The sequence below is a fragment of the Bacillus sp. 0209A genome, from assembly GCF_036765095.1.
In the GTDB taxonomy this organism is placed as follows: Bacteria; Bacillota; Bacilli; order Bacillales; family Bacillaceae; genus Bacillus; species Bacillus subtilis_G.
The window spans coordinates 981,735-1,000,833 of sequence record NZ_JBAIZV010000001.1 but is presented as its reverse complement, the minus strand read 5'-3'; the positions used below and the strand labels follow the sequence as shown (position 1 = coordinate 1,000,833).

Sequence of the window (19,099 nt, the reverse complement as noted above, 5' to 3'; positions counted from 1 at the left end):
ACCTAAGCGTATCATAACACATTGTGGCTTTCTGTAAAAAGATTTTAAATAAAGGGCATTCGTCTAGTCAAACTTTTGCTGATGGCATACTTATATATTGATCAAGAAAAGGAGGTATGTAACATGAGCGGAGGATACTCTAACGGTTTCGCATTGCTTGTAGTACTGTTCATTTTGCTTATCATCGTAGGTGCAGCTTACATCTACTAAGCAACCCGGGGATCGCTTGCAAGATAAGCGATCCTTTATTTTCACTAGCGCCTAATCGTTTCAATCATGAATTGCATAAGATGTAATTGGAAAATAAAGCTTTTTACAGGAGGTGCTTTTTAAGATGGGTGAAGTATTTGCAGGCGGTTTCGCTTTATTGGTTGTGTTATTTATTTTATTGATTATCATCGGCGCTTCTTGGCTGTGCTAATCAAAATAAAAAGCCTGGCTGCTGAATCAGCAGCCAGGCTTTCTTTCATATTTACACAGTAAAGGAGATCTCCACAAATGAAGAGATCAGTAAAATTAATATAGATACATTGATAAATCGGAATACCTTATCCTGCCGCTCTTCAGGAATCTCTCTGACAAGGCATAGTGTATTGGTGAGCCTGTTTATGAAATATAAAATAAACATGGCAGCCACGATAAAATAGAATAAAATGATGGGAGATTCCCCCTCTCTCTGAACTGTCCCATATTACATTACCAAATATTTATTAAAAAAGATAGAATGCAAATTGAAAAATCGCTACTAGCGACAAGGTTTGGCTACTTTTCAACAAGAATATCCAAGCCGTCTGCTTCCTGGTCAATAAAAGCGGCTTTCGGCGCTTGTATCAGCTTGAGGGCCAGCAAGAAGTCGGGCAGACAGTAGCCGGCATGAATGCCCGAAATCATGCAGAAATAATGGGCATGATTTGGAAAAGCCAGCGCAGCGTAAAACAATACAGGCGTTATCAGCAAAAACGGGCTTACCAGTGAAATCAGCATAGTCGTTTTTGGTATCCGTTTCCATGCGCGCATGCGCAATATGAAAAACTTTTTTTCTGATTTTCTTTTTTTGCAGATGATCGGCAGGACATGGATGACTTTATGTGCAAATAAAATAAAGACGAGCAATCCGCCGAATACAGGTACATATTCATCGCTTAAGCTTGTGCCGGGCCGCAGCAGCTCAAATGCTAAAAAGGTAGATATAAAAACTAAAATCATAAAACATACAGCAATTAATATGATGCGAACGGCGCCATAATCCTTCATGAGATTTATGGTCTTCCAGCAATTCATTAAAGTCATCCTTCCATACATCTTGATTAGAATCTCAAAATAATTTACTCCTCCTAAGAGAAAAAATCAATGCTTTTTTAAGAAAAAATATCATCCGGCAGTTATTTTTTTGAAACAAGCAAACAAACTGCGAAATATGGGGTTAGAACTTTCTTCTCAGTGAATTATCAGCTAAAATAAGATTAAAGATAGAAAGAAGTGGTGTGGATGGATTCGATGGATCATCGCATTGAGCGATTAGAATATTACATACAATTATTAGTGAAAACAGTAGATATGGACAGGTACCCTTTCTATGCGCTTCTCATTGACAAAGGGCTGAGCAGGGAAGAAGGGGAAGAGGTTATGAGGATATGCGATGAATTGTCGGATGAGCTGGCAGCACAAAAAGCGCAAGGATTTGTAACCTTCGATAAGCTCCTTGCGCTATTTGCCGGACAGCTGAATGAAAAATTAGATGTTCATGAAACTATTTTTTCCCTATATGGGCAGGGGCTTTATCAAGAGCTGATGGAAGTCTTTATCGGCATCATGAAGCACTTTGATTAACTGTTTACAGGTTCGAGCTCTTCTGCCGGTTCATCCGCAGCACTGTCCTTTGCTTTTTTCTTCAGTTTTCCGTTTACGCTTTCAAAGTCATTGTCAATATTGGTGAGTGACGTTTCGAAAATTTCCATAAAATCATCGCCGTAAATATGGCGTATCATACACATCAGTTCTGCCACTTCAGGGAATTTTCCGAATAAATGATAAAGTGGCTGTGATCCTTTAAAAACCGCGTTGCGAGTCGGATCGAATTCCTCGAGCAAGCTCCAGAATACTTCATTCCCTTCCTCAGTCAATTGGACGTATGTGTTCCGTTTATCATTCAGCCGTTTGGAGAATCTTAAATATCCTCGCTCTTCCAGCTTTTTTGAAAAGTTGAATGCGGTTGATACGTGCATGACCCCGAATTTCGCGATTTCAGAAATGGAAGCTCCATTCAATTGATACGCAATCCATAAAATATGATGCTCATTAATATTCAGGTCATACGGTTTAAGCCATTGCTGCCAATCCTTCTCAATCGATTTCCAAAGAGCTTTGCTAAGCTGAGCCATTTTCTGGGTGAAGACCAGAGCCTCTTTCACATCATAAGGCGGTTCCACTCGATTCATTACGTCACCTGCTTCTCTTTTTCTTTTTCTCTATTATGCCAATAAAATAAAGATTAATAAAGATGAAAATTTAAGAATTTTTTAATAAATTCACAATCCGTTGCGGTGAGAGGCTTTTTCGGTCAAAAAAAAATGCGGGTCCAGTTTTGGCCCGCATTTTTTTCTTTTGAATAGGATATTAGTTTTGTAAGGTTTTCTCCAGCTGTTTGATCTTCTCTTCAATATCAGCGATTTCTTTTTGCAGATCCTGTTGGTGAGGTTTGATCTCTTCCTGCCATTTTTTAATTGACGTTTGGAGCTCGCCGCTCACATCTTTAATGACATCTGTACTTTCTTTGGCCGCTTTGATCAGCTGGTCTTTTAACGCAAGCCCGTCTGATTTTAAGCGTTTGATCGTTTCTTCGAAAGAATCATAATTGGTTTTCATTTTTTCACGCAGCTGCGCTCCTGAGGAAGGTGCAGTAAGAAGAACTGCAGCCCCTCCGATAATGCCGCCTACGAATAGTCCTGTTAGCAGAGAACGTCCGTCCGCCATTACAATCACCCCGTCTTTTTCTTGAAAATAGGATTCATTCAGTATTTTTCGTTTTTGTTGAAAGCCTGAACTTCTATACATAGCTTGCTTTATTTTAGCATATTTTTTAAGTGAAAAGGAGGGAGAAGGTTGTCTGTCTTTATAATTGTGTTATCCTGCATCACCCTTGCCTTCGCTTCAGGCGCTGTTTACTATATCAGACTCCTTAGCCAGGCTGCTTCTTATCCGCCCAAGAAGGTCATCCGGCAGAAAGCGCTTGTTTGTTCAACCGGAACCGCCTTTACACTATGTCTGATCTTTTTCACAAAACTCTTTGCTTAAAACATGCTGACAGGCTGCGGACTCTCTGTCGAAAAAAACCTCTCCCGGAAGCGGAAGAGGTTTTGGGTGACAATTATTCAGCAGCTTCCATAAAGCTTGAACGTTTTAAAATGGTTTGCACAATCGGATAAATAATAATCATTGCGATTGTGTTCAGTACAGCGGCCGGCAGAACAACAGCCGCGAACAATGCGGCGAAACCGCCAGGCAAACCGACGATCAATAAAGCTGACGATAAAAATACAATGCCCGATAAAATGGTCCCGATCGCTGTCAGAACTGCGGCTGCACCTGTTTTCTGGCTCTTTCTGAACAAAAGGAACAGGATGAAGAACAGAAACGCTGACACGGGTTTATCGATGATGTTAGGAATCTGTCCGGCTGGAAATGCGGTTGTAAGTGCGGAAATGATTCCGGTCACAATCCCAATGACGAGTACATTTTGCACCCGCGGGAACAGAAGGATGCCCATGAACATCATGATCAACATCATATCTGGTTTCATGCCGCCTAAAAAGGGCGGAATAATGGAATGAAGCGCTGCGCCGATTGCGGCAAACAGAGCCATAATGACTAACTCTTTTGTTTTCATATCTATGCTCTCCTCTGCTAAGCTTTTTGCCCTCCAATAATATGCTCGTCATTTATTGCGAAGGCTTAAAGAATGTGATATGCAAACAGTATACCAAACGAACGGTTTGCATAGCCAGACTTTTTACTCATTTTCCTGCTGGAATTTCTTCATGAACGCAGCTAATTTTTCACAGTCTTCGAGAGACACCGCGTTATAAATAGAAGCACGGCAGCCTCCTACTGAACGGTGTCCGCCAAGGCCGATCATCTTTGCTTCTTTTGCTTCCTGAACGAATGTTTTCGTTAATTCGTCATTACGAAGCGTGAAGGTAACATTCATGCGTGAGCGGCTGTCCTTTCTGGCATGTCCTTTATAGAATCCGCCGCTTTCATCAATGCAGCTGTAGAGCACCTGCGCTTTTTGTTCATTACGTTGTTCAGCAGCTTCAACACCGCCGTTTTCTTTCAGCCATTCCAGAACAAGGCTCAGCATATAAATCGCAAATGTCGGCGGAGTGTTGTAAAGTGAATCCGCTTTGACATGCGTTGAATATGTCAGGATTTTTGGAACGTTCGCATTTTCATTTTGCAGCCACGTTTTTTTCATGATGACAACTGTCACACCGGAAGGGCCGAGGTTCTTTTGGGCGCCTCCGTAAATCACGTCAAATTTGGGCACATCGATTTTTCTGCTTAAAATATCGCTGGACATGTCAGCGACAAGCGGAATAGGGGAATCCGGGAATTCTTGCCACTGTGTGCCGAAAATCGTATTGTTGGACGTGATATGTAAATACGCGCCGTCTTTTACATCTGTAAGGTCAACTTCAGGAATAAAGCTGTAATTGTCTGCCTCGCTTGTCGCTGTCACAGAGGTGTTCCCGAAGAGCTTTGCTTCAGCGAGGGCTTTTTCGGACCAAGCCCCAGTCATTACAAAATGTGCGGTTTTATCAGGTGTTAAAAAGTTCATCGGAAGCATTGAGAATTGAAGGCTTGCCCCGCCTTGAAGAAACAAAATATCGTAATCTTCCGGGATGCCCATCAGTTCGATTAAAAGGTTTTTCGCTTTTTGGTGCACCGCTTCGTATTCTTTGCTGCGGTGGGAAAGCTCCATAACGGACATGCCGGATTCGTTAAAATCAATAAATTCTTTCTGTGCTTTTTGCAGAACTTCCAATGGCAGCGCTGCAGGACCTGCGTTAAAATTTGTTGTGCGTTCCATTATGATCCTCTCCCTGTTCTCCACGTTAATGTATAAAATAATACAATTATCCTATCACAAAAATGTAGTTTTTGTATAAAAAATTAGAATAATCAAAAGAAATTGACGGATGTTTGCTATAAATGCTCACAAATAAAATAACCCCATCTTATGATGAGGCCAGGCGTTTCGCGATAGAGGAAGAGATGGTCTGCAGATCCTCCGGTTTGTAATCATCAGCATGTGTTTTCCAAACGGCTCCGAATCCGTCTCCTTTTCCGTAGCGCGGGATAATATGCATATGATAATGGAAAACAGATTGTCCTGCTTTTTCGCCGTTATTGTTCAGCGTATTTAAGCCGATCGGTTCAAATTCATCCCGGATGGCGCGGGCGATTTTCGGAACAGCGTGAAAATATTGTTTTGCTAATTCATCCGTAAATTCATACACGTTTTCGATATGCGTTTTCGGAATGACAAGCGTGTGTCCCTTTGTCACTTGGCTGATATCAAGGAAGGCAAGCACGTGTTCATCTTCATACACCTTTGCGGATGGAATGTCACCGGCAATAATTTTACAAAAGATACAATTCTCTGCATTATGCATGAAAGTTCCTCCTTATGAAATTGTTTCGTATGTATACACTCATCGTACCACAGAAATGCTGGAAATAGAAAACAGGATGAACGGCGAGCGTTCACCCTGAATGCAGAGGAAGAGCTTTATGAAGAAAATGTGATATGCCTTTGGTAAGCACCTCATTTGTCGATAAAATGAAGACTTGTTTAATGCCTAACGATTCCTGCGATAAACACCTCATTTGACAATTTGCTTCATAGAAGAATTCATCAAGTTCAGTGAAGAGAAAAGGTTTGAGCATTGGACATGTTTATTTTCTATCCAACTGTATCTAAGACGTCTTTGACAAACACCTCATTTTTCAGTTGATATGCTTTTCCTCTACAACCATTATGATGTCCCGAAACCTGTTTCTTTATGACAGCAAATTCATCATTTGTTAAAAGGGAATTGTTTCAAATCATGCTTTGTTTTTGGTACTATGAAGAAAACAATATAAGGGGAGAAACTATGTCTCTGCTATCGGTAAAGAACTTGACCGGCGGATATACAAGAAATCCGGTTTTGAAAAACGTATCATTCACCCTTGAACCGAATCAAATTGTCGGTTTAATCGGGCTGAACGGTGCGGGTAAAAGTACAACAATCAGACATATCATCGGGCTGATGGACCCGCATAAAGGATCAATCGAATTAAATGGGAAAACCTTTGCTGAGGATCCGGAAGGCTACCGCTCACAATTCACCTATATACCTGAAACACCTGTTTTATATGAAGAGCTGACGCTGATGGAGCATCTGGAGTTAACAGCGATGGCATACGGTATCTCAAAAGAAACGATGGAGAAAAGGCTGCCGCCGCTTTTAAAGGAATTCCGAATGGAGAAGAGGCTGAAGTGGTTCCCGGCTCATTTTTCTAAAGGAATGAAGCAGAAGGTTATGATTATGTGCGCATTTTTGGCAGAGCCCGCGCTCTACATCATTGATGAGCCTTTTCTAGGACTTGATCCGCTTGCGATTAACGCGCTGCTTGAGCGGATGAATGAAGCGAAAAAAAGCGGGGCGAGCGTGCTGATGTCAACGCACATTTTGGCAACGGCAGAGCGCTATTGTGATTCGTTTATTATTTTACATAACGGCGAGGTGCGGGCGCGCGGCACGCTGTCCGAACTCAGAGAGCAGTTTGGAATGAAGGACGCGGCGCTGGACGATTTGTATCTTGAACTCACAAAGGAAGACGCGGGCCATGAATAATATGCTTGATATTTGGCAGTCGCGGCTGCAGGAGCATATCAAAGAAACAAGGACGTATATGAAATATATGCTCAACGATCACCTTGTCATTGTTTTGATCTTTTTTCTCGCGGGCGCTGCAAGCTGGTACAGCAAATGGATACGTGACATTCCCGCTCACTTTCCGTCCTTCTGGGTGATGGCCGTACTGTTTTCGCTCGTGTTGACAAGCTCTTATGTGCGGACGCTGTTGAAAGAGGCTGACCTTGTCTTCTTATTGCCGCTTGAAGCAAAAATGGAGCCTTACTTGAAGCAGGCGTTTGTCTACAGTTATGTGTCTCAGCTGTTTCCGCTGATTGCACTGAGCATTGTTGCAATGCCGCTTTATTTCGCTGTCGCACCGGGGGCTTCGCTCGCATCGTATGCGGCAGTTTTTGCCCAGCTTTTGTTGCTGAAAGCGTGGAATCAGGTGATGGAATGGCGCACGACCTTCCAGAATGACCGAAGCTTGAAACCGATGGATGTGATCATTCGCTTTGCGGCGAATACGCTCGTTCTTTATTTTGTTTTCCAATCTGTCTATATGTATGCGCTTGTGGTTTATGTCATTATGGCAGGTCTTTATCTCTATATGTCTTCCTCAGCAAAACGGAAAACGTTTAAATGGGAGAGCCATATTGAGTCCGAATTGAGACGCAAGCAGCGTTTCTACCGAATTGCCAACCTGTTCACTGATGTGCCGCATTTACGAAAGCAAGCGAAACGCAGGGCGTATCTTGACTTTTTGCTGCGTCTCGTGCCGTTTGAACAGCGCAAAACGTTTGCCTACATGTTCACCCGGGCCTTTTTACGTTCAAGTGATTATTTGGGCATCCTCGTCAGATTGACGGTCATTTTCGCCCTGATCATTATGTATATGTCAGCAAGCCCGCTCATTGCAGGGGTTTTGACTGTATTCACCATTTTTATTACGGGCGTTCAGCTTCTTCCGCTGTTCGGCCACTTTGACCATTTGGCGCTTCAAGAGCTGTACCCTGTGAAAAAAGAAACGAAGCTGAAAAGTTATTTCTCTTTATTAAAAACGGCACTTTCCGTACAAGCGCTGCTGATGTCTGCTGCTTCTGCCTATGCTGCCGGCTTGACAGGGTTTCTGTACGCGCTGATCGGTTCTGCCGTCCTGATTTTTGTTATTATGCCTTCTTATATGACAACCAGACTGAAAAAACATGGAAAGCTGTGAGCTTAAAAAGGGGTAGGTCAAATGACAGATAACCAGCTGCTGATGCATGAAGCCCTTCAATGGAAAATGCATTTTTTGCGAAAAGATTCCATGTTTGAACGCTTTTCAAAGCGTATGCAAACGAAGGTGAATGAGCGGATTCCGGAAAAAATTCATGCGGCCGTCACCGAAAGTGTGAAAAAAATGGTCGAAGCGACGATGGCCGGCTCCAATATCATCGCCTATAAGAAGGATACAAGCGCACTTTCGCTCAGTGAAAAAAACGAACTGGCGAAAAAAACGATTGCTTCTTATCAGAAAGTGGCGGCTGCTGAGGGAGTCGGAACCGGAGCGGGCGGCATTTTTTTAGGGATTGCCGATTTCCCGCTGCTGCTTTCGATTAAGATGAAGTGTTTATTTACCTTATCCTCAATTTATGGCTTTGATGTGAAGGATGCACAAGAAAGAATGTTTTTGCTGCTGGTGTTTCAGCTCGCGTTTTCGAGTGATGACTGCCGCAAATCGCTTTTTTGTGTCATCGACAATTGGGAGACGGAGAAAAAGAGTATCGACTGGAGAGTGTTCCAGCAGGAATATCGCGATTATATCGACGTCGTAAAGCTTTTGCAGCTTTTGCCCGGAGTAGGTGCGGCAGTCGGCGGCATTGCCAATTATAAGCTGCTTTCTCAGCTTGGCGAGACGGCAAGACACGTTTTTCATATGAGAATTACAAAGGAAACAGCCGGAGAATAAACACTCCGGCTGTTTTTTTATAGTGTATGATAGGTGATCGCGGCACCCGCAAGCACCTTTGCTGCTGTCAGCATTGCTTTTTCATTGATATCGAATTTCGGATGGTGGTGGGAATAGACGCGCTCTGGCTGTTCAGGAGCGGCACCAGTAAAGAAAAAAGTGCCTTTGACGTTTTGTAAGTAGTAGGCAAAATCCTCGCCGCCCATTTGCGGTTCACAGTCAATGACCTGGTGAACGCCCTCCGTGTTCTTTGCGCTGCTGACCAAGTGGCTCGTTTCTGCAGGATGGTTCACAACAGCCGGATAGCCCCGTTCATAGTTGTACTCATAGGACGCGCCGTGCATGCTGCACACTCCTTTTACAACTGCTTCAATTTCTTTCTCCAGAACGTTGCGGACACTATCGTCAAATGAACGCGCTGTGCCGATGAGTGTGGCTTGGTCTGCAATGACATTAAACGGGTTGTCGGCGATAAAAGAGCCTGTCGAAATGACGGCGGAATGAATCGGATTAACTTTGCGGCTGACAATGTGCTGCAAAGAGGAAACGATTTGCGAGCCGATCAGGACGGCGTCTTTTGTATCGTGCGGGTGAGCGCCGTGGCCGCCCTTACCGCGGATTTTTATCGTGAATCGGTCCGCCGCCGCCATCACGGCGCCGGGGCGGCAGAGAATGGTTCCGAGCGGCTCAGTCGCCCAAAGATGCGTGCCGAATATCACATCTGCATTTTCAAGACAGCCGTCATCAATCATTGGCTTTGCGCCTCCCGGATAATATTCTTCCGCATGCTGATGGATTATCACAAATGTTCCCTTCAGTTCATGTCTATTTTGGTGAAGGACCTTTGCCACTGCGAGAAGAGCTGCCGTATGGCCGTCATGGCCGCATGCGTGCATGACACCCGGCACTTTGGAGGCGTAAGAAACATCTTTTTCATCTTGAATGGGGAGGGCGTCAAAGTCGGCCCGCAACGCGACTGTTGGGCCGGATTCGCTGCCTTCTATATATGCTAAAACCCCTCTGCCGCCAACATTCGTGCGGATCGGGACGCCTAATGATTCATAATAGGAAGCAATAAATGCGGCGGTTTTTTCTTCTTGAAACGAGAGCTCAGGATACATGTGAAAATGGCGCCTGATCTCGACCATTTCTTCAAAACAGCTGTCGAGCTGTTTGTTTATCTCTTTCTGCAGTGTAAATATGGACAAAGCCGCTTCCCCCTTTTTCTATGCTTTTCCATGATTGTATAGAAAAAGTCTGAATATTTCAACTTGACTTCAAAGCAACACCATGGCTGCGATGGCTGTCACAGAAAGGCCAATCGCGACGGGAATGAAGTTTTTTCTGGCAAGCTCAAAAGGATCAACTTTGCAAATGGCCGCAGCGGGAATCAGCGCCCATGGGACCAGTGTTCCGCCCCCCACCCAGATGGCAGATATTTGGCCGAGTGCGGTCAGAACGGCGGGATCAGTATGAAGAGCGGACGAAAAGAGGTGTGCGACAGAGCCTGCGAGAGAAATGCCTGAAAACCCTGATCCGTCGAGGCCGGTTATCGCTCCAGCGGCAGTTAGAGCAACGGCGGCAAGCTCCTTTGACATAGGCATCATGCCGGATAAAGCAATGCCGAGATCATTGACAATGCCTTGGGAACCTTTAGGGAGTGCAGTGCCCAGTATGCTTTCAAAACCTGAGCCGCCAAGGTAAAAGAAAGCGGCAATCGGGATGACGGGGCCGAAAACCTTAAAGCCGAACTGGAACCCATCAATAAAATAACCGGTGATTTTTTCAAGCCCTTTTTGCTTATACACGAGAAAATGGACAGTCAGGAGGATGCAGATGGCAGACCCGCCGATTAACGCGGTTGCATCATTTCCCTGTAGATTAAACAAGAGCATGCAGGCGATATCCCCAAGAAAGACAAGCGGAATCAAAAAAGCCAATATGGACCGCAGGCGTTTTGGCAGATACAGCGAGGTGTCTTGTTCGTCAGAAAGCTTAGGGGAAAAAGAAGCTGAAGCTGGACCCAGCTGTTTTTTGCGTTCGCGCTGAATTATGATAAAAGCTGCGGTTGTAGTGGTCAAGCCCATAATCAGCACAAGGGGAATGCTTGCCGAGACGACATCACCGACAGGAATGCCTGCCGCATCAGCTGTCAGTTTCGGCGCCGCCTGAATGACAAAGTCCCCTGACAAAGCAAAACCGTGACCGAACAAGTTCATGGCCATGGCTGCTACAATAGGCGGCAACCCGGCGCGGGCCGCCGCCGGGAGCAGGACCGCGCCGATCAAAGCGACACCCGGAGAAGGCCAGAAGAAGAGAGAAATGGCGAACATCAGGCCGCCAATCAGCCAATAGGCAGTGACAGGGCCTTTCACAAGGTTTGTAAAGGGAGAAATCATTGCTTCATTTATCCCTGTTTTTGTTAACAAATCACTCATCGAAACGATGAAACAAATGATGAAAATCGTGGGCAGCAGTTCGCCGGCCGCGTAAATAAAGCTGTGGAATAAACTGCTGACAGAAGCTGAAAGTGAATGGCTGGTCCAAAGCGATATCATGAAAATGCCGAATAAGGAAATAAAGGTCGTATCTTTCCGCAGCAGCATAAATAGGATAATCGCCCCGATAAAAAACACATACAGTATGTGGACAGACAAAATCCCGACTTCCATCATTAATCACTCCTTCCGCTTCCTACAGATTATTCATAGGCAGGCGGAAGGTGCGGGGACAGAAGGCAGGGTTATGATAGAAGATGAACATTGATCTGTTTGAGCTGCTCAAGCAAATGCTGCTTTAACACTCTATTCGCTTTCTGCTGATGCTCAGGGAAGCATTCAGGAGAAAAAATAACGGCGCCATCAGCCAGCCAGTTTTTTCTGTAGGCGATGATGCTTTCCGATGGTTTTAAAAATGAACCATCCTCGCGCTGCATGTCGTAATCATCAAATCCAAACTGAAAACCGCAGCACGGACAAATTTCATAAGAATGATTCCCTTGCTTATCATATGCCGGTTCAGTCAGTCCCTTAAACCCGCAGACTGGGCAAGTGTTCTTCATTTTGCTTTCCTCCCGATAAATAAGCTGCCGGAGATGCCGGCAGCTATTCGACAGCTGAATATGTGGTGACATACGAAGGCCGGGAGAAGATCGACGTGGTGTCAATTCCGGCAGACGTGCCGCGTTTTTTGTGGGCTTCTTTGTATGAACCTGACTGCTGCCAGTCTTGAAAGGCTCTTTCCGTTTCCCACAAGGTCAGAATGACGTACGTATCACTGTCAAGCGGGCGGAGCACACGAATTGCTTCAAAACCGGGCTCATTTTCTACTTTTCCCGCTCTGTTTTTGAATCTGTTTTCAAACAGCGGACGTCCTTCCTGAGTGACGGCGATATTGTTCAAGACGGCAAAACCGGGATTCTTCATCTCGCCGGCTTGGTCAATCACTTCATAGGCATGGGGTGCCTGAAAAACGGTATCTCCGCTTGTTTCGTGGATCAAAATCGCGTTTTCCTGGCCCTGCATCAAAAGGATATTTTCCGACGGATGCTTCTTTACGAGCGTTTTTAAAAAATCGGCTGTCCCATATGTAATATAAACATTCATATCAGCCACCTCCTGCTTGCTAGTATATCAAAACAATGGTATAAGTTTCTATTGGCGAGTGCTTCAAACATAATTCTAAACAATTTTTCCCATACTACCTTTAGAAAGGCGAGGTGAGTTCATGTTTAAGGTGAAGAAAAAGAAACTATTTATACCCATCATTATTTTAGTGTTAACTGCTTTTCTCGCTTTAATAGGATATATTTCAATTATTTTTCTCGGGCATTATGTCATAGATGAAAAGAAGCTGATTCTTCATGCCTCTTCAAAAATTGTCGATCAAGACGGAGTGGAGGTTGCCAGCCTGTATACAGAAAATCGTGAGCCGGTCTCGATTAATGAGATTCCGGAGCGGGTCAGAGAAGCGTTTATCGCTGTTGAGGATAAAAGGTTCTATGAACATCACGGCATTGATGCGAAATCTGTCGGAAGGGCGGTATACCGCGATATATTAGCAGGCGGAAAGGTGGAAGGCGGAAGCACGATCACTCAGCAGCTTGCCAAAAATATTTTTCTGACACACGACAAAACGTTTTTAAGAAAAACAAAAGAAGTGATCATTGCGATCAATCTTGAACGGGATTACAGCAAGGACAAGCTGCTGGAAATGTATTTGAACCAGCTTTACTTCGGGCATGGGGTCTACGGCATACAAGCGGCGTCCCACTATTATTTTAATAAGGAAGTAAAAGATTTAACTATATCCGAAGGCGCGGTTTTGGCCGCTATTCCGAAGGCGCCTTCTACGTATTCTCCTGTTTTGCATCCTGATAAAAGTAAGGAGCGGCGTGATACGATTCTCGGCATGATGAATGACCAAGGCTACATCAGTGCGAAAGAGGCTGTCAGCGCGCAGGGGAGGACGCTCGGTCTGAACGTGAAGAAACAGTCGGAAACACCTTGGTTTGACAGCTATATTGATCTTGTGATTGAAGAGGCGGAAGACAAGTACTCGATTTCCGGAGAGCAGCTTCTTCAAGGCGGATACACGATCAAGGTTCCGCTTGATTCGAAGCTTCAGAAGACGGCTTATCAGGTGATGAAGCAGGGAAGCTACTATCCCGGAACAGACCAGAATGCTGAAGGAAGCGCCGTCTTTATCAATAACAAGACAGGCGGTGTGGAAGCGGCGATCGGCGGAAGAGAATACACATCCAAAGGATACAACCGCGTCACAGCTGCCCGCCAGCCGGGTTCCACATTGAAGCCGCTTGCGGTATACGGGCCGGCGATGCAGGAAAAGGAATTTAAACCATATTCTCTATTAAAGGATGAGCTGCAATCCTACGGAGATTATACACCGAAAAACTATGACAGCCAGTATGAGGGCGAAGTGACCATGTCTGACGCCATTACGTACAGCAAAAACGCACCGGCTGTCTGGACGCTGAATGAGATCGGCGTCGAAACAGGAAAATCTTATTTGAAAGCAAACGGCATCGATATCCCTGATGAAGGCCTTGCCCTCGCTCTCGGCGGTTTGGAAAAAGGCGTTTCCCCGCTCCGGCTTGCCGGCGCGTTTCATACGTTTGCCGCGGATGGAATGTATACTGAACCGTTCTTTATTTCCAGCATAGAGGATGAAGACGGAGAAACAATAGCCGACCATAAAGAAGAAGGAAAGCGGGTATTCAGCAAGCAGACGTCTTGGAATATGACGAGAATGCTGCAGCAGGTGGTCAAAAAGGGAACGGCCGTGTCAGGAACTTATCACGGCGATCTGGCGGGAAAAACCGGTTCTACTTCTTATACAGGCGTCTCCGGCGCGACAAAGGATGCTTGGTTTGCCGGCTATACGCCGAAAATAACCGGGGCTGTCTGGATGGGCTATGATAAAACAGACCAAAACCATTATTTAAAAGGCGGCAGCGCGTATTCGACGAGACTGTTTAAAGATATTTTGACGCAGGCTGGAGAAACCGGTGATGTGTTTACGAAGCCTAAAAACGTCAAAGAACTGGAAAGCCCGATTAAGCTGGAGCCGGTCAAAACGCTAACAGCAGATTACACATTTAAAGCAGCGGGGCTGTTTACCATTGAATTAAAATGGGATGCTCAAGAGGATGATCGGACCGTATACAGAATTTATGTAAATAAGGATGGCAAGGAGACGCTTCTTGATTCAGTCGAAGGAAAGGGCAGCTATGAAATCCCTTATGCCAACTTGTTCTCAGGCGCTTCTTATAAAGTTGTGCCTTATAATACACAGACAAAAAGAGAAGGGGAAGGAACCGATTACGTTCAGCCGAAATTGTTTTCCTCTTAATGGAATTCGGCGATTTTTTGAACATTGAGCCTCATTTCTATACCATTTGCCCAAAACGAGGTATAGTGTAATGGTCAAGAAACACGAACGTATGGTTGCAGTATGAAAGGTGGAAATCAGATGAGTAAACAAGAAACGTTTAACGAGACGTTTTTAAAAGCTGCACGGGGAGAAAAAGCGGATCACACGCCTGTATGGTACATGAGACAAGCTGGGCGCTCACAGCCGGAATACCGTAAGCTGAAGGAAAAGTACGGATTGTTCGAGATTACCCATCAGCCCGAACTATGTGCGTATGTCACAAGACTTCCGGTTGAGCAATACGGGGTTGATGCTGCAATCCTTTATAAAGATATCATGACTCCGCTGCCTTCAATCGGAGTGGATGTTGAAATCAAAAACGGGATCGGGCCTGTGATTGATCAGCCGATCCGGTCTCTGGCGGACATTGAAAAACTCGGACAGATTGATCCGGAACAGGATGTGCCGTACGTGCTAGAGACGATTAAACTGCTTGTCAATGAGCAGCTCAACGTCCCGCTCATCGGTTTCTCGGGTGCGCCTTTTACGCTTGCCAGCTACATGATCGAAGGCGGTCCTTCGAAAAACTACAATAAAACAAAAGCCTTCATGTACAGCATGCCGGATGCATGGGACCTTTTGATGCATAAGCTTGCCGACATGATTATCGTATACGTAAAAGCGCAAATTAAAGCAGGCGCAAAAGCGATTCAAATCTTTGATTCGTGGGTCGGCGCGCTGAATCAGGCGGACTACAGAACATACATCAAACCCGTGATGAACCGGATTTTTACAGAGCTTGCACAGGAGGATGTGCCGCTGATCATGTTTGGTGTCGGCGCAAGCCATCTGGCAGGTGATTGGCATGACCTTCCCCTCGATGTTGTCGGGCTCGATTGGAGACTCGGCATTGAGGAGGCCAGATCAAAAGGCATCGCCAAAACAGTGCAGGGCAATCTGGACCCGTCCATTTTGCTGGCGCCTTGGGAAGTCATTGAGAAAAAAACGGCGGATATACTGGATCAGGGCCTGAAATCGGACGGTTTCATTTTTAACCTTGGACATGGGGTATTTCCTGACGTCAGTCCTGAGGTTTTGAAAAAACTGACAGCATTTGTCCATAAATATTCACAAAACAAAAAAACGGGTCAATATTCCTAAGCGTATCTTTTGCTATCATGATGATATACCTGTCAAAATATTTGTATCAGATCATTAAAGAGGGTGTAAACAGTGGGTAGAAAGAAAATGGGGCTTCTCGTTATGGCGTACGGCACGCCTTATAAAGAAGAAGATATCGAACGTTATTATACACATATCAGAAGAGGCAGAAAGCCTGAACCTGAAATGCTTCAAGATTTAAAAGACAGATACGAAGCAATTGGCGGCATTTCACCGCTTGCCAAAATCACAGAAGAGCAGGCGCACAAGCTTGAACAGCACTTAAATGACATTCAGGACGAGATTACATTTAAAGCGTATATCGGTCTGAAGCACATCGAGCCGTTTATTGAAGACGCTGTGGCAGAGATGCATAAGGACGGCATCACAGAAGCAGTCAGCATCGTGCTGGCACCGCATTTCTCCACATTCAGCGTGCAGTCCTACAACAAACGTGCCAAAGAAGAGGCTGAAAAACTTGGCGGCTTAACGATTACGTCTGTTGAAAGCTGGTACGATGAACCGAAGTTCGTGAAATACTGGGTTGACCGAGTGAAGGAAACATATGCGTCAATGCCTGAGGATGAAAGAGTAAAGGCGATGCTCATCGTATCCGCCCACAGTCTGCCGGAAAAAATCAAAGAATTTGGAGACCCGTACCCGAACCAGCTTCATGAATCGGCGAAATTGATTGCTGAAGGCGCAGGCGTTTCCGAATATGCTGTCGGCTGGCAAAGCGAAGGGAACACGCCTGATCCTTGGCTCGGACCCGATGTACAGGATTTAACACGTGATTTATTCGAACAAAAAGGCTATCAGGCATTTGTATATGTCCCTGTCGGATTTGTAGCGGATCATTTAGAAGTGCTTTACGATAATGATTATGAATGCAAAGTGGTCACTGACGATATAGGCGCAAGCTACTACCGCCCGGAAATGCCGAATGCAAAGCCGGAATTTATTGATGCATTAGCAACAGTTGTATTAAAAAAATTAGGACGTTAAAGAAGGCGATGAACATGAGTGACGGCAAAAAACATGTAGTCATCATCGGCGGCGGCATTACCGGTTTAGCCGCCGCCTTCTATATGGAAAAAGAAATCAAAGAAAAAGATCTGCCGCTTGAGCTGACGCTCGTTGAGGCAAGTCCGAGAGTCGGCGGGAAAATCCAGACTGTCAAAAAAGACGGCTATATCATCGAACGAGGGCCTGACTCATTTCTGGAACGGAAGAAAAGCGCTCCGGAGCTTGTCAAAGACTTAGGCCTTGAACATTTACTTGTCAACAATGCGACAGGACAATCCTATGTGCTTGTAAACCGCACTCTGCATCCAATGCCGAAAGGCGCCGTAATGGGGATACCGACAAAAATCGCGCCGTTCGTTTCAACCGGTCTGTTTTCTCTGTCTGGGAAGGCAAGAGCCGCTATGGATTTCATCCTGCCTGCAAGCAAATCAAAAGACGACCAGTCATTGGGAGAATTTTTCCGCAGACGTGTCGGAGATGAAGTGGTTGAGAATTTAATCGAGCCGCTTCTATCAGGCATCTACGCTGGCGACATTGACAAGCTCAGCCTAATGTCGACTTTTCCGCAATTTTACCAGACGGAACAAAAGCACAGAAGTTTAATTCTAGGCATGAAAAAAACAAGGCCTCAAGGCGCCGGCCAGCAGCTGACGGCTAAAAAGCAAGGGCAGTTCCAGACCCTGTCAACCGGTTTGCAGACTCTTGTCGAAGAGATCGAAAAGCAATTAAAGCTGACGAAGATATACAAAGGCACAAAAGTGACCAAGATCAGCAACGGTGGCGCTGGCTACTCACTCGAGTTGGATAACGGAGTCACACTTGATGCTGATTCAGTGATTGTGACTGCTCCGCATAAAGCGGCTGCGGGAATGCTTTCAGAGCTTCCTGCCATTTCTCATTTGAAAAATATGCACTCCACATCCGTGGCAAATGTCGCCTTGGGCTTCCCTGAAGGCGCCGTTCAAATGGAGCATGAGGGCACGGGCTTTGTGATCTCAAGAAACAGTGATTTCGCGATCACAGCCTGTACGTGGACGAACAAAAAATGGCCGCACGCAGCGCCGGAAGGCAAAACGCTGCTTCGTGCATATGTCGGGAAAGCCGGAGACGAATCCATTGTCGATCTCTCAGATAACGACATTATCAATTTTGTGTTAGAAGACTTAAAGAAAGTCATGAACATAAAAGGGGAGCCGGAAATGGCATGTGTCACCCGCTGGCATGAAAGCATGCCGCAGTACCATGTCGGCCATAAGCAGCGCATCAAAGAGCTGCGCGAAGCACTGGCCTCCGCGTATCCGGGTGTCTACATGACAGGCGCTTCTTTTGAAGGTGTCGGAATTCCCGACTGCATCGATCAAGGAAAAGCAGCCGTGTCTGACGCGCTCACCTATTTATTCAGCTAAAACCCTCCGCTGCGGCGGAGGTTTTTTTGGTGGGGAATGTCAATATTGTGTAAAAAATGATTGAATTGATCATCGGGTTATGATACATTTGCATATGTACTTAATGACTAAAATGTTCAAACGGTCAGTTTCGAGGTGATAGACAATGTCAATAGATCGAAAAAAGCTCATTTTAGAGGCTGCTACAAAGTCTTTCACGCAGTTCGGTTATAAAGCGACGACAATGGACCTAGTGGCAAAGCTTGCGAATGTGGGGAAGGGAACCATTTATACCTTTTTCAAAAACAAAGAAGAGCTGTTTGACGAGATTTTCACAACTTTATTGAAGGAAATGAAGCAGAAAGCGGACGAAGCGATGGAGCCGGATCTTCCATTCCATGAAAATGTGCACAGAGCGCTGTTTGCCATTCTCGAGTTCAGGAAAACACATCAGCTGACGATCAAGATTTTCCAAGAAAACGCTGAAATTGGTACAATGGCCGTTCAGGACGTCATCCAAAAAATGGAGCGTGGTCTTCTATCTTATATGAAAGATAAGATAGAAAACGGGATCAAAAGCGGTGCAATCAAGCCGTGCGACCCTGAGCTGACAGCTTTTGTGATGCTGAAGCTTTATATCGCACTCATTTTTGATTGGGAAAAACAGCATCCCCCGCTTGATAAACAGACAATTGCGGAACTGCTTGAATTGTATGTTGTCAAAGGATTGTCAGCCAACTAGATAATCCTTTCTTTTTGCAAGAAAATGACCATTTTTCATG

Annotated in this window: 21 protein-coding genes and 1 pseudogene; 12 read left to right on the top strand and 10 right to left on the bottom strand. The window is 45.2% G+C overall.

Translation table 11 applies throughout. The annotated features are described in order from the left end of the window. Positions 1-123 precede the first annotated feature (123 nt). Both yhzE1 and yhzE2 read left to right on the top strand, forming a co-directional pair. Positions 124-210, top strand: a complete 87-nt coding sequence (gene yhzE1, locus V6D44_RS04520; RefSeq protein ID WP_003327753.1) for a sporulation protein YhzE1 — start codon at positions 124-126, stop codon at positions 208-210. Positions 211-334: 124 nt separating this feature from the next. Beyond that, positions 335-421 (top strand): sporulation protein YhzE2, encoded by an 87-nt coding sequence (gene yhzE2, locus V6D44_RS04515; RefSeq protein WP_032681524.1) that lies wholly within the window; start codon positions 335-337, stop codon positions 419-421. 341 nt (positions 422-762) lie between these two features. Here the strand turns inward: yhzE2 and V6D44_RS04510 are convergent, their stop codons facing one another. Next, positions 763-1,281 carry a DUF3267 domain-containing protein gene (locus V6D44_RS04510; protein ID WP_087991301.1) on the bottom strand — a complete coding sequence of 173 codons (519 nt, stop codon included), beginning with the start codon at positions 1,279-1,281 and terminating at the stop codon, positions 763-765. Positions 1,282-1,488: 207 nt separating this feature from the next. On the opposite strand from V6D44_RS04510, the gene V6D44_RS04505 reads away from it, so the two are divergent. Beyond that, positions 1,489-1,830, top strand: coding sequence for a YhaI family protein (locus V6D44_RS04505; RefSeq protein WP_202328492.1), 342 nt, complete (start codon positions 1,489-1,491; stop codon positions 1,828-1,830). Here the strand turns inward: V6D44_RS04505 and V6D44_RS04500 are convergent. Together V6D44_RS04500 and V6D44_RS04495 are read right to left on the bottom strand one after the other, a co-directional pair. Further along, a complete protein-coding gene (locus tag V6D44_RS04500; protein ID WP_087991241.1) occupies positions 1,827-2,438 on the bottom strand; it encodes an HTH-type transcriptional regulator Hpr in 612 nt (203 codons plus the stop codon). The two genes, V6D44_RS04505 and V6D44_RS04500, sit on opposite strands and share 4 nt — an antisense overlap. A gap of 178 nt (positions 2,439-2,616) precedes the next feature. Further along, complete coding sequence (locus V6D44_RS04495) at positions 2,617-2,973, bottom strand: YtxH domain-containing protein (RefSeq protein ID WP_010329248.1); 357 nt, start codon at positions 2,971-2,973, stop codon at positions 2,617-2,619. 129 nt (positions 2,974-3,102) lie between these two features. Between V6D44_RS04495 and V6D44_RS04490 the strand changes: the two genes are divergently transcribed. Further along, positions 3,103-3,294 carry a hypothetical protein gene (locus V6D44_RS04490; protein ID WP_087991242.1) on the top strand — a complete coding sequence of 64 codons (192 nt, stop codon included), beginning with the start codon at positions 3,103-3,105 and terminating at the stop codon, positions 3,292-3,294. A 73-nt stretch (positions 3,295-3,367) separates the two neighbouring features. Here the strand turns inward: V6D44_RS04490 and trpP are convergent, their stop codons facing one another. The 3 genes from trpP to V6D44_RS04475 all read right to left on the bottom strand — a co-directional run bounded on the left by trpP (position 3,368) and on the right by V6D44_RS04475 (position 5,675). Continuing rightward, positions 3,368-3,886: a tryptophan transporter TrpP gene (gene trpP / locus V6D44_RS04485; protein WP_087991243.1), complete on the bottom strand. Its 519-nt coding sequence runs from the start codon at positions 3,884-3,886 to the stop codon at positions 3,368-3,370. A 123-nt stretch (positions 3,887-4,009) separates the two neighbouring features. Beyond that, complete coding sequence (serC, locus tag V6D44_RS04480; RefSeq protein WP_087991244.1) at positions 4,010-5,089, bottom strand: 3-phosphoserine/phosphohydroxythreonine transaminase; 1,080 nt, start codon at positions 5,087-5,089, stop codon at positions 4,010-4,012. A gap of 148 nt (positions 5,090-5,237) precedes the next feature. Continuing rightward, positions 5,238-5,675 (bottom strand): HIT family protein, encoded by a 438-nt coding sequence (locus V6D44_RS04475; protein WP_087991245.1) that lies wholly within the window; start codon positions 5,673-5,675, stop codon positions 5,238-5,240. 483 nt (positions 5,676-6,158) lie between these two features. On the opposite strand from V6D44_RS04475, the gene ecsA reads away from it, so the two are divergent. The 3 genes from ecsA to V6D44_RS04460 are packed head-to-tail and all read left to right on the top strand — an operon-like array spanning position 6,159 to position 8,853. Beyond that, positions 6,159-6,902 (top strand): ABC transporter ATP-binding protein EcsA, encoded by a 744-nt coding sequence (ecsA, locus tag V6D44_RS04470; RefSeq protein ID WP_087991246.1) that lies wholly within the window; start codon positions 6,159-6,161, stop codon positions 6,900-6,902. After that, positions 6,895-8,121: an ABC transporter permease EcsB gene (gene ecsB / locus V6D44_RS04465; protein WP_087991247.1), complete on the top strand. Its 1,227-nt coding sequence runs from the start codon at positions 6,895-6,897 to the stop codon at positions 8,119-8,121. Before ecsA ends, ecsB begins: the two co-directional genes overlap by 8 nt. 21 nt (positions 8,122-8,142) lie before the next feature. Next, a complete protein-coding gene (locus V6D44_RS04460) occupies positions 8,143-8,853 on the top strand; it encodes an EcsC family protein (protein ID WP_202328491.1) in 711 nt (236 codons plus the stop codon). A gap of 17 nt (positions 8,854-8,870) precedes the next feature. On the opposite strand, the gene sndC is transcribed toward V6D44_RS04460, so the two are convergent. The 4 genes and pseudogenes from sndC to hmoB all read right to left on the bottom strand — a co-directional run bounded on the left by sndC (position 8,871) and on the right by hmoB (position 12,458). After that, positions 8,871-10,061, bottom strand: a complete 1,191-nt coding sequence (gene sndC / locus V6D44_RS04455) for an N-acetyl amino acid acetylase SndC (RefSeq protein WP_087991249.1) — start codon at positions 10,059-10,061, stop codon at positions 8,871-8,873. 69 nt (positions 10,062-10,130) lie between these two features. After that, positions 10,131-11,528: a hypothetical protein gene (locus V6D44_RS04450; protein WP_087991250.1), complete on the bottom strand. Its 1,398-nt coding sequence runs from the start codon at positions 11,526-11,528 to the stop codon at positions 10,131-10,133. 68 nt (positions 11,529-11,596) lie between these two features. After that, positions 11,597-11,914, bottom strand: a pseudogene (locus tag V6D44_RS04445) (hypothetical protein). Between the two features lie 43 nt (positions 11,915-11,957). Beyond that, a complete protein-coding gene (hmoB, locus tag V6D44_RS04440) occupies positions 11,958-12,458 on the bottom strand; it encodes a heme-degrading oxygenase HmoB (RefSeq protein WP_087991251.1) in 501 nt (166 codons plus the stop codon). 121 nt (positions 12,459-12,579) lie between these two features. Between hmoB and V6D44_RS04435 the strand changes: the two genes are divergently transcribed. The 5 genes from V6D44_RS04435 to V6D44_RS04415 all read left to right on the top strand — a co-directional run bounded on the left by V6D44_RS04435 (position 12,580) and on the right by V6D44_RS04415 (position 19,059). Next, positions 12,580-14,724: a transglycosylase domain-containing protein gene (locus tag V6D44_RS04435; protein ID WP_087991252.1), complete on the top strand. Its 2,145-nt coding sequence runs from the start codon at positions 12,580-12,582 to the stop codon at positions 14,722-14,724. Between the two features lie 120 nt (positions 14,725-14,844). Continuing rightward, positions 14,845-15,906, top strand: coding sequence for a uroporphyrinogen decarboxylase (gene hemE, locus V6D44_RS04430; RefSeq protein WP_087991253.1), 1,062 nt, complete (start codon positions 14,845-14,847; stop codon positions 15,904-15,906). 72 nt (positions 15,907-15,978) lie between these two features. After that, positions 15,979-16,911 carry a ferrochelatase gene (gene hemH / locus V6D44_RS04425; RefSeq protein ID WP_333516288.1) on the top strand — a complete coding sequence of 311 codons (933 nt, stop codon included), beginning with the start codon at positions 15,979-15,981 and terminating at the stop codon, positions 16,909-16,911. A gap of 14 nt (positions 16,912-16,925) precedes the next feature. Further along, positions 16,926-18,338: a protoporphyrinogen oxidase gene (gene hemY, locus V6D44_RS04420; RefSeq protein WP_202328488.1), complete on the top strand. Its 1,413-nt coding sequence runs from the start codon at positions 16,926-16,928 to the stop codon at positions 18,336-18,338. Between the two features lie 145 nt (positions 18,339-18,483). Beyond that, positions 18,484-19,059 (top strand): TetR/AcrR family transcriptional regulator, encoded by a 576-nt coding sequence (locus V6D44_RS04415; RefSeq protein WP_087991256.1) that lies wholly within the window; start codon positions 18,484-18,486, stop codon positions 19,057-19,059. The last annotated feature ends 40 nt before the right edge of the window (positions 19,060-19,099 follow it).

Bases quoted from the DNA above. Each gene is read 5' to 3' on its own strand.
- yhzE1 (WP_003327753.1), top strand. From the start codon at position 124: ATGAGCGGAGGATACTCTAACGGTTTCGCATTGCTTGTAGTACTGTTC.
- yhzE2 (WP_032681524.1), top strand. From the start codon at position 335: ATGGGTGAAGTATTTGCAGGCGGTTTCGCTTTATTGGTTGTGTTATTT.
- V6D44_RS04510 (WP_087991301.1), bottom strand. From the start codon at position 1,281: ATGAATTGCTGGAAGACCATAAATCTCATGAAGGATTATGGCGCCGTT.
- V6D44_RS04505 (WP_202328492.1), top strand. From the start codon at position 1,489: ATGGATTCGATGGATCATCGCATTGAGCGATTAGAATATTACATACAA.
- V6D44_RS04500 (WP_087991241.1), bottom strand. From the start codon at position 2,438: ATGAATCGAGTGGAACCGCCTTATGATGTGAAAGAGGCTCTGGTCTTC.
- V6D44_RS04495 (WP_010329248.1), bottom strand. From the start codon at position 2,973: ATGGCGGACGGACGTTCTCTGCTAACAGGACTATTCGTAGGCGGCATT.
- trpP (WP_087991243.1), bottom strand. From the start codon at position 3,886: ATGAAAACAAAAGAGTTAGTCATTATGGCTCTGTTTGCCGCAATCGGC.
- serC (WP_087991244.1), bottom strand. From the start codon at position 5,089: ATGGAACGCACAACAAATTTTAACGCAGGTCCTGCAGCGCTGCCATTG.
- V6D44_RS04475 (WP_087991245.1), bottom strand. From the start codon at position 5,675: ATGCATAATGCAGAGAATTGTATCTTTTGTAAAATTATTGCCGGTGAC.
- ecsA (WP_087991246.1), top strand. From the start codon at position 6,159: ATGTCTCTGCTATCGGTAAAGAACTTGACCGGCGGATATACAAGAAAT.
- ecsB (WP_087991247.1), top strand. From the start codon at position 6,895: ATGAATAATATGCTTGATATTTGGCAGTCGCGGCTGCAGGAGCATATC.
- V6D44_RS04460 (WP_202328491.1), top strand. From the start codon at position 8,143: ATGACAGATAACCAGCTGCTGATGCATGAAGCCCTTCAATGGAAAATG.
- V6D44_RS04450 (WP_087991250.1), bottom strand. From the start codon at position 11,528: ATGATGGAAGTCGGGATTTTGTCTGTCCACATACTGTATGTGTTTTTT.
- hmoB (WP_087991251.1), bottom strand. From the start codon at position 12,458: ATGAATGTTTATATTACATATGGGACAGCCGATTTTTTAAAAACGCTC.
- V6D44_RS04435 (WP_087991252.1), top strand. From the start codon at position 12,580: ATGTTTAAGGTGAAGAAAAAGAAACTATTTATACCCATCATTATTTTA.
- hemE (WP_087991253.1), top strand. From the start codon at position 14,845: ATGAGTAAACAAGAAACGTTTAACGAGACGTTTTTAAAAGCTGCACGG.
- hemY (WP_202328488.1), top strand. From the start codon at position 16,926: ATGAGTGACGGCAAAAAACATGTAGTCATCATCGGCGGCGGCATTACC.
- V6D44_RS04415 (WP_087991256.1), top strand. From the start codon at position 18,484: ATGTCAATAGATCGAAAAAAGCTCATTTTAGAGGCTGCTACAAAGTCT.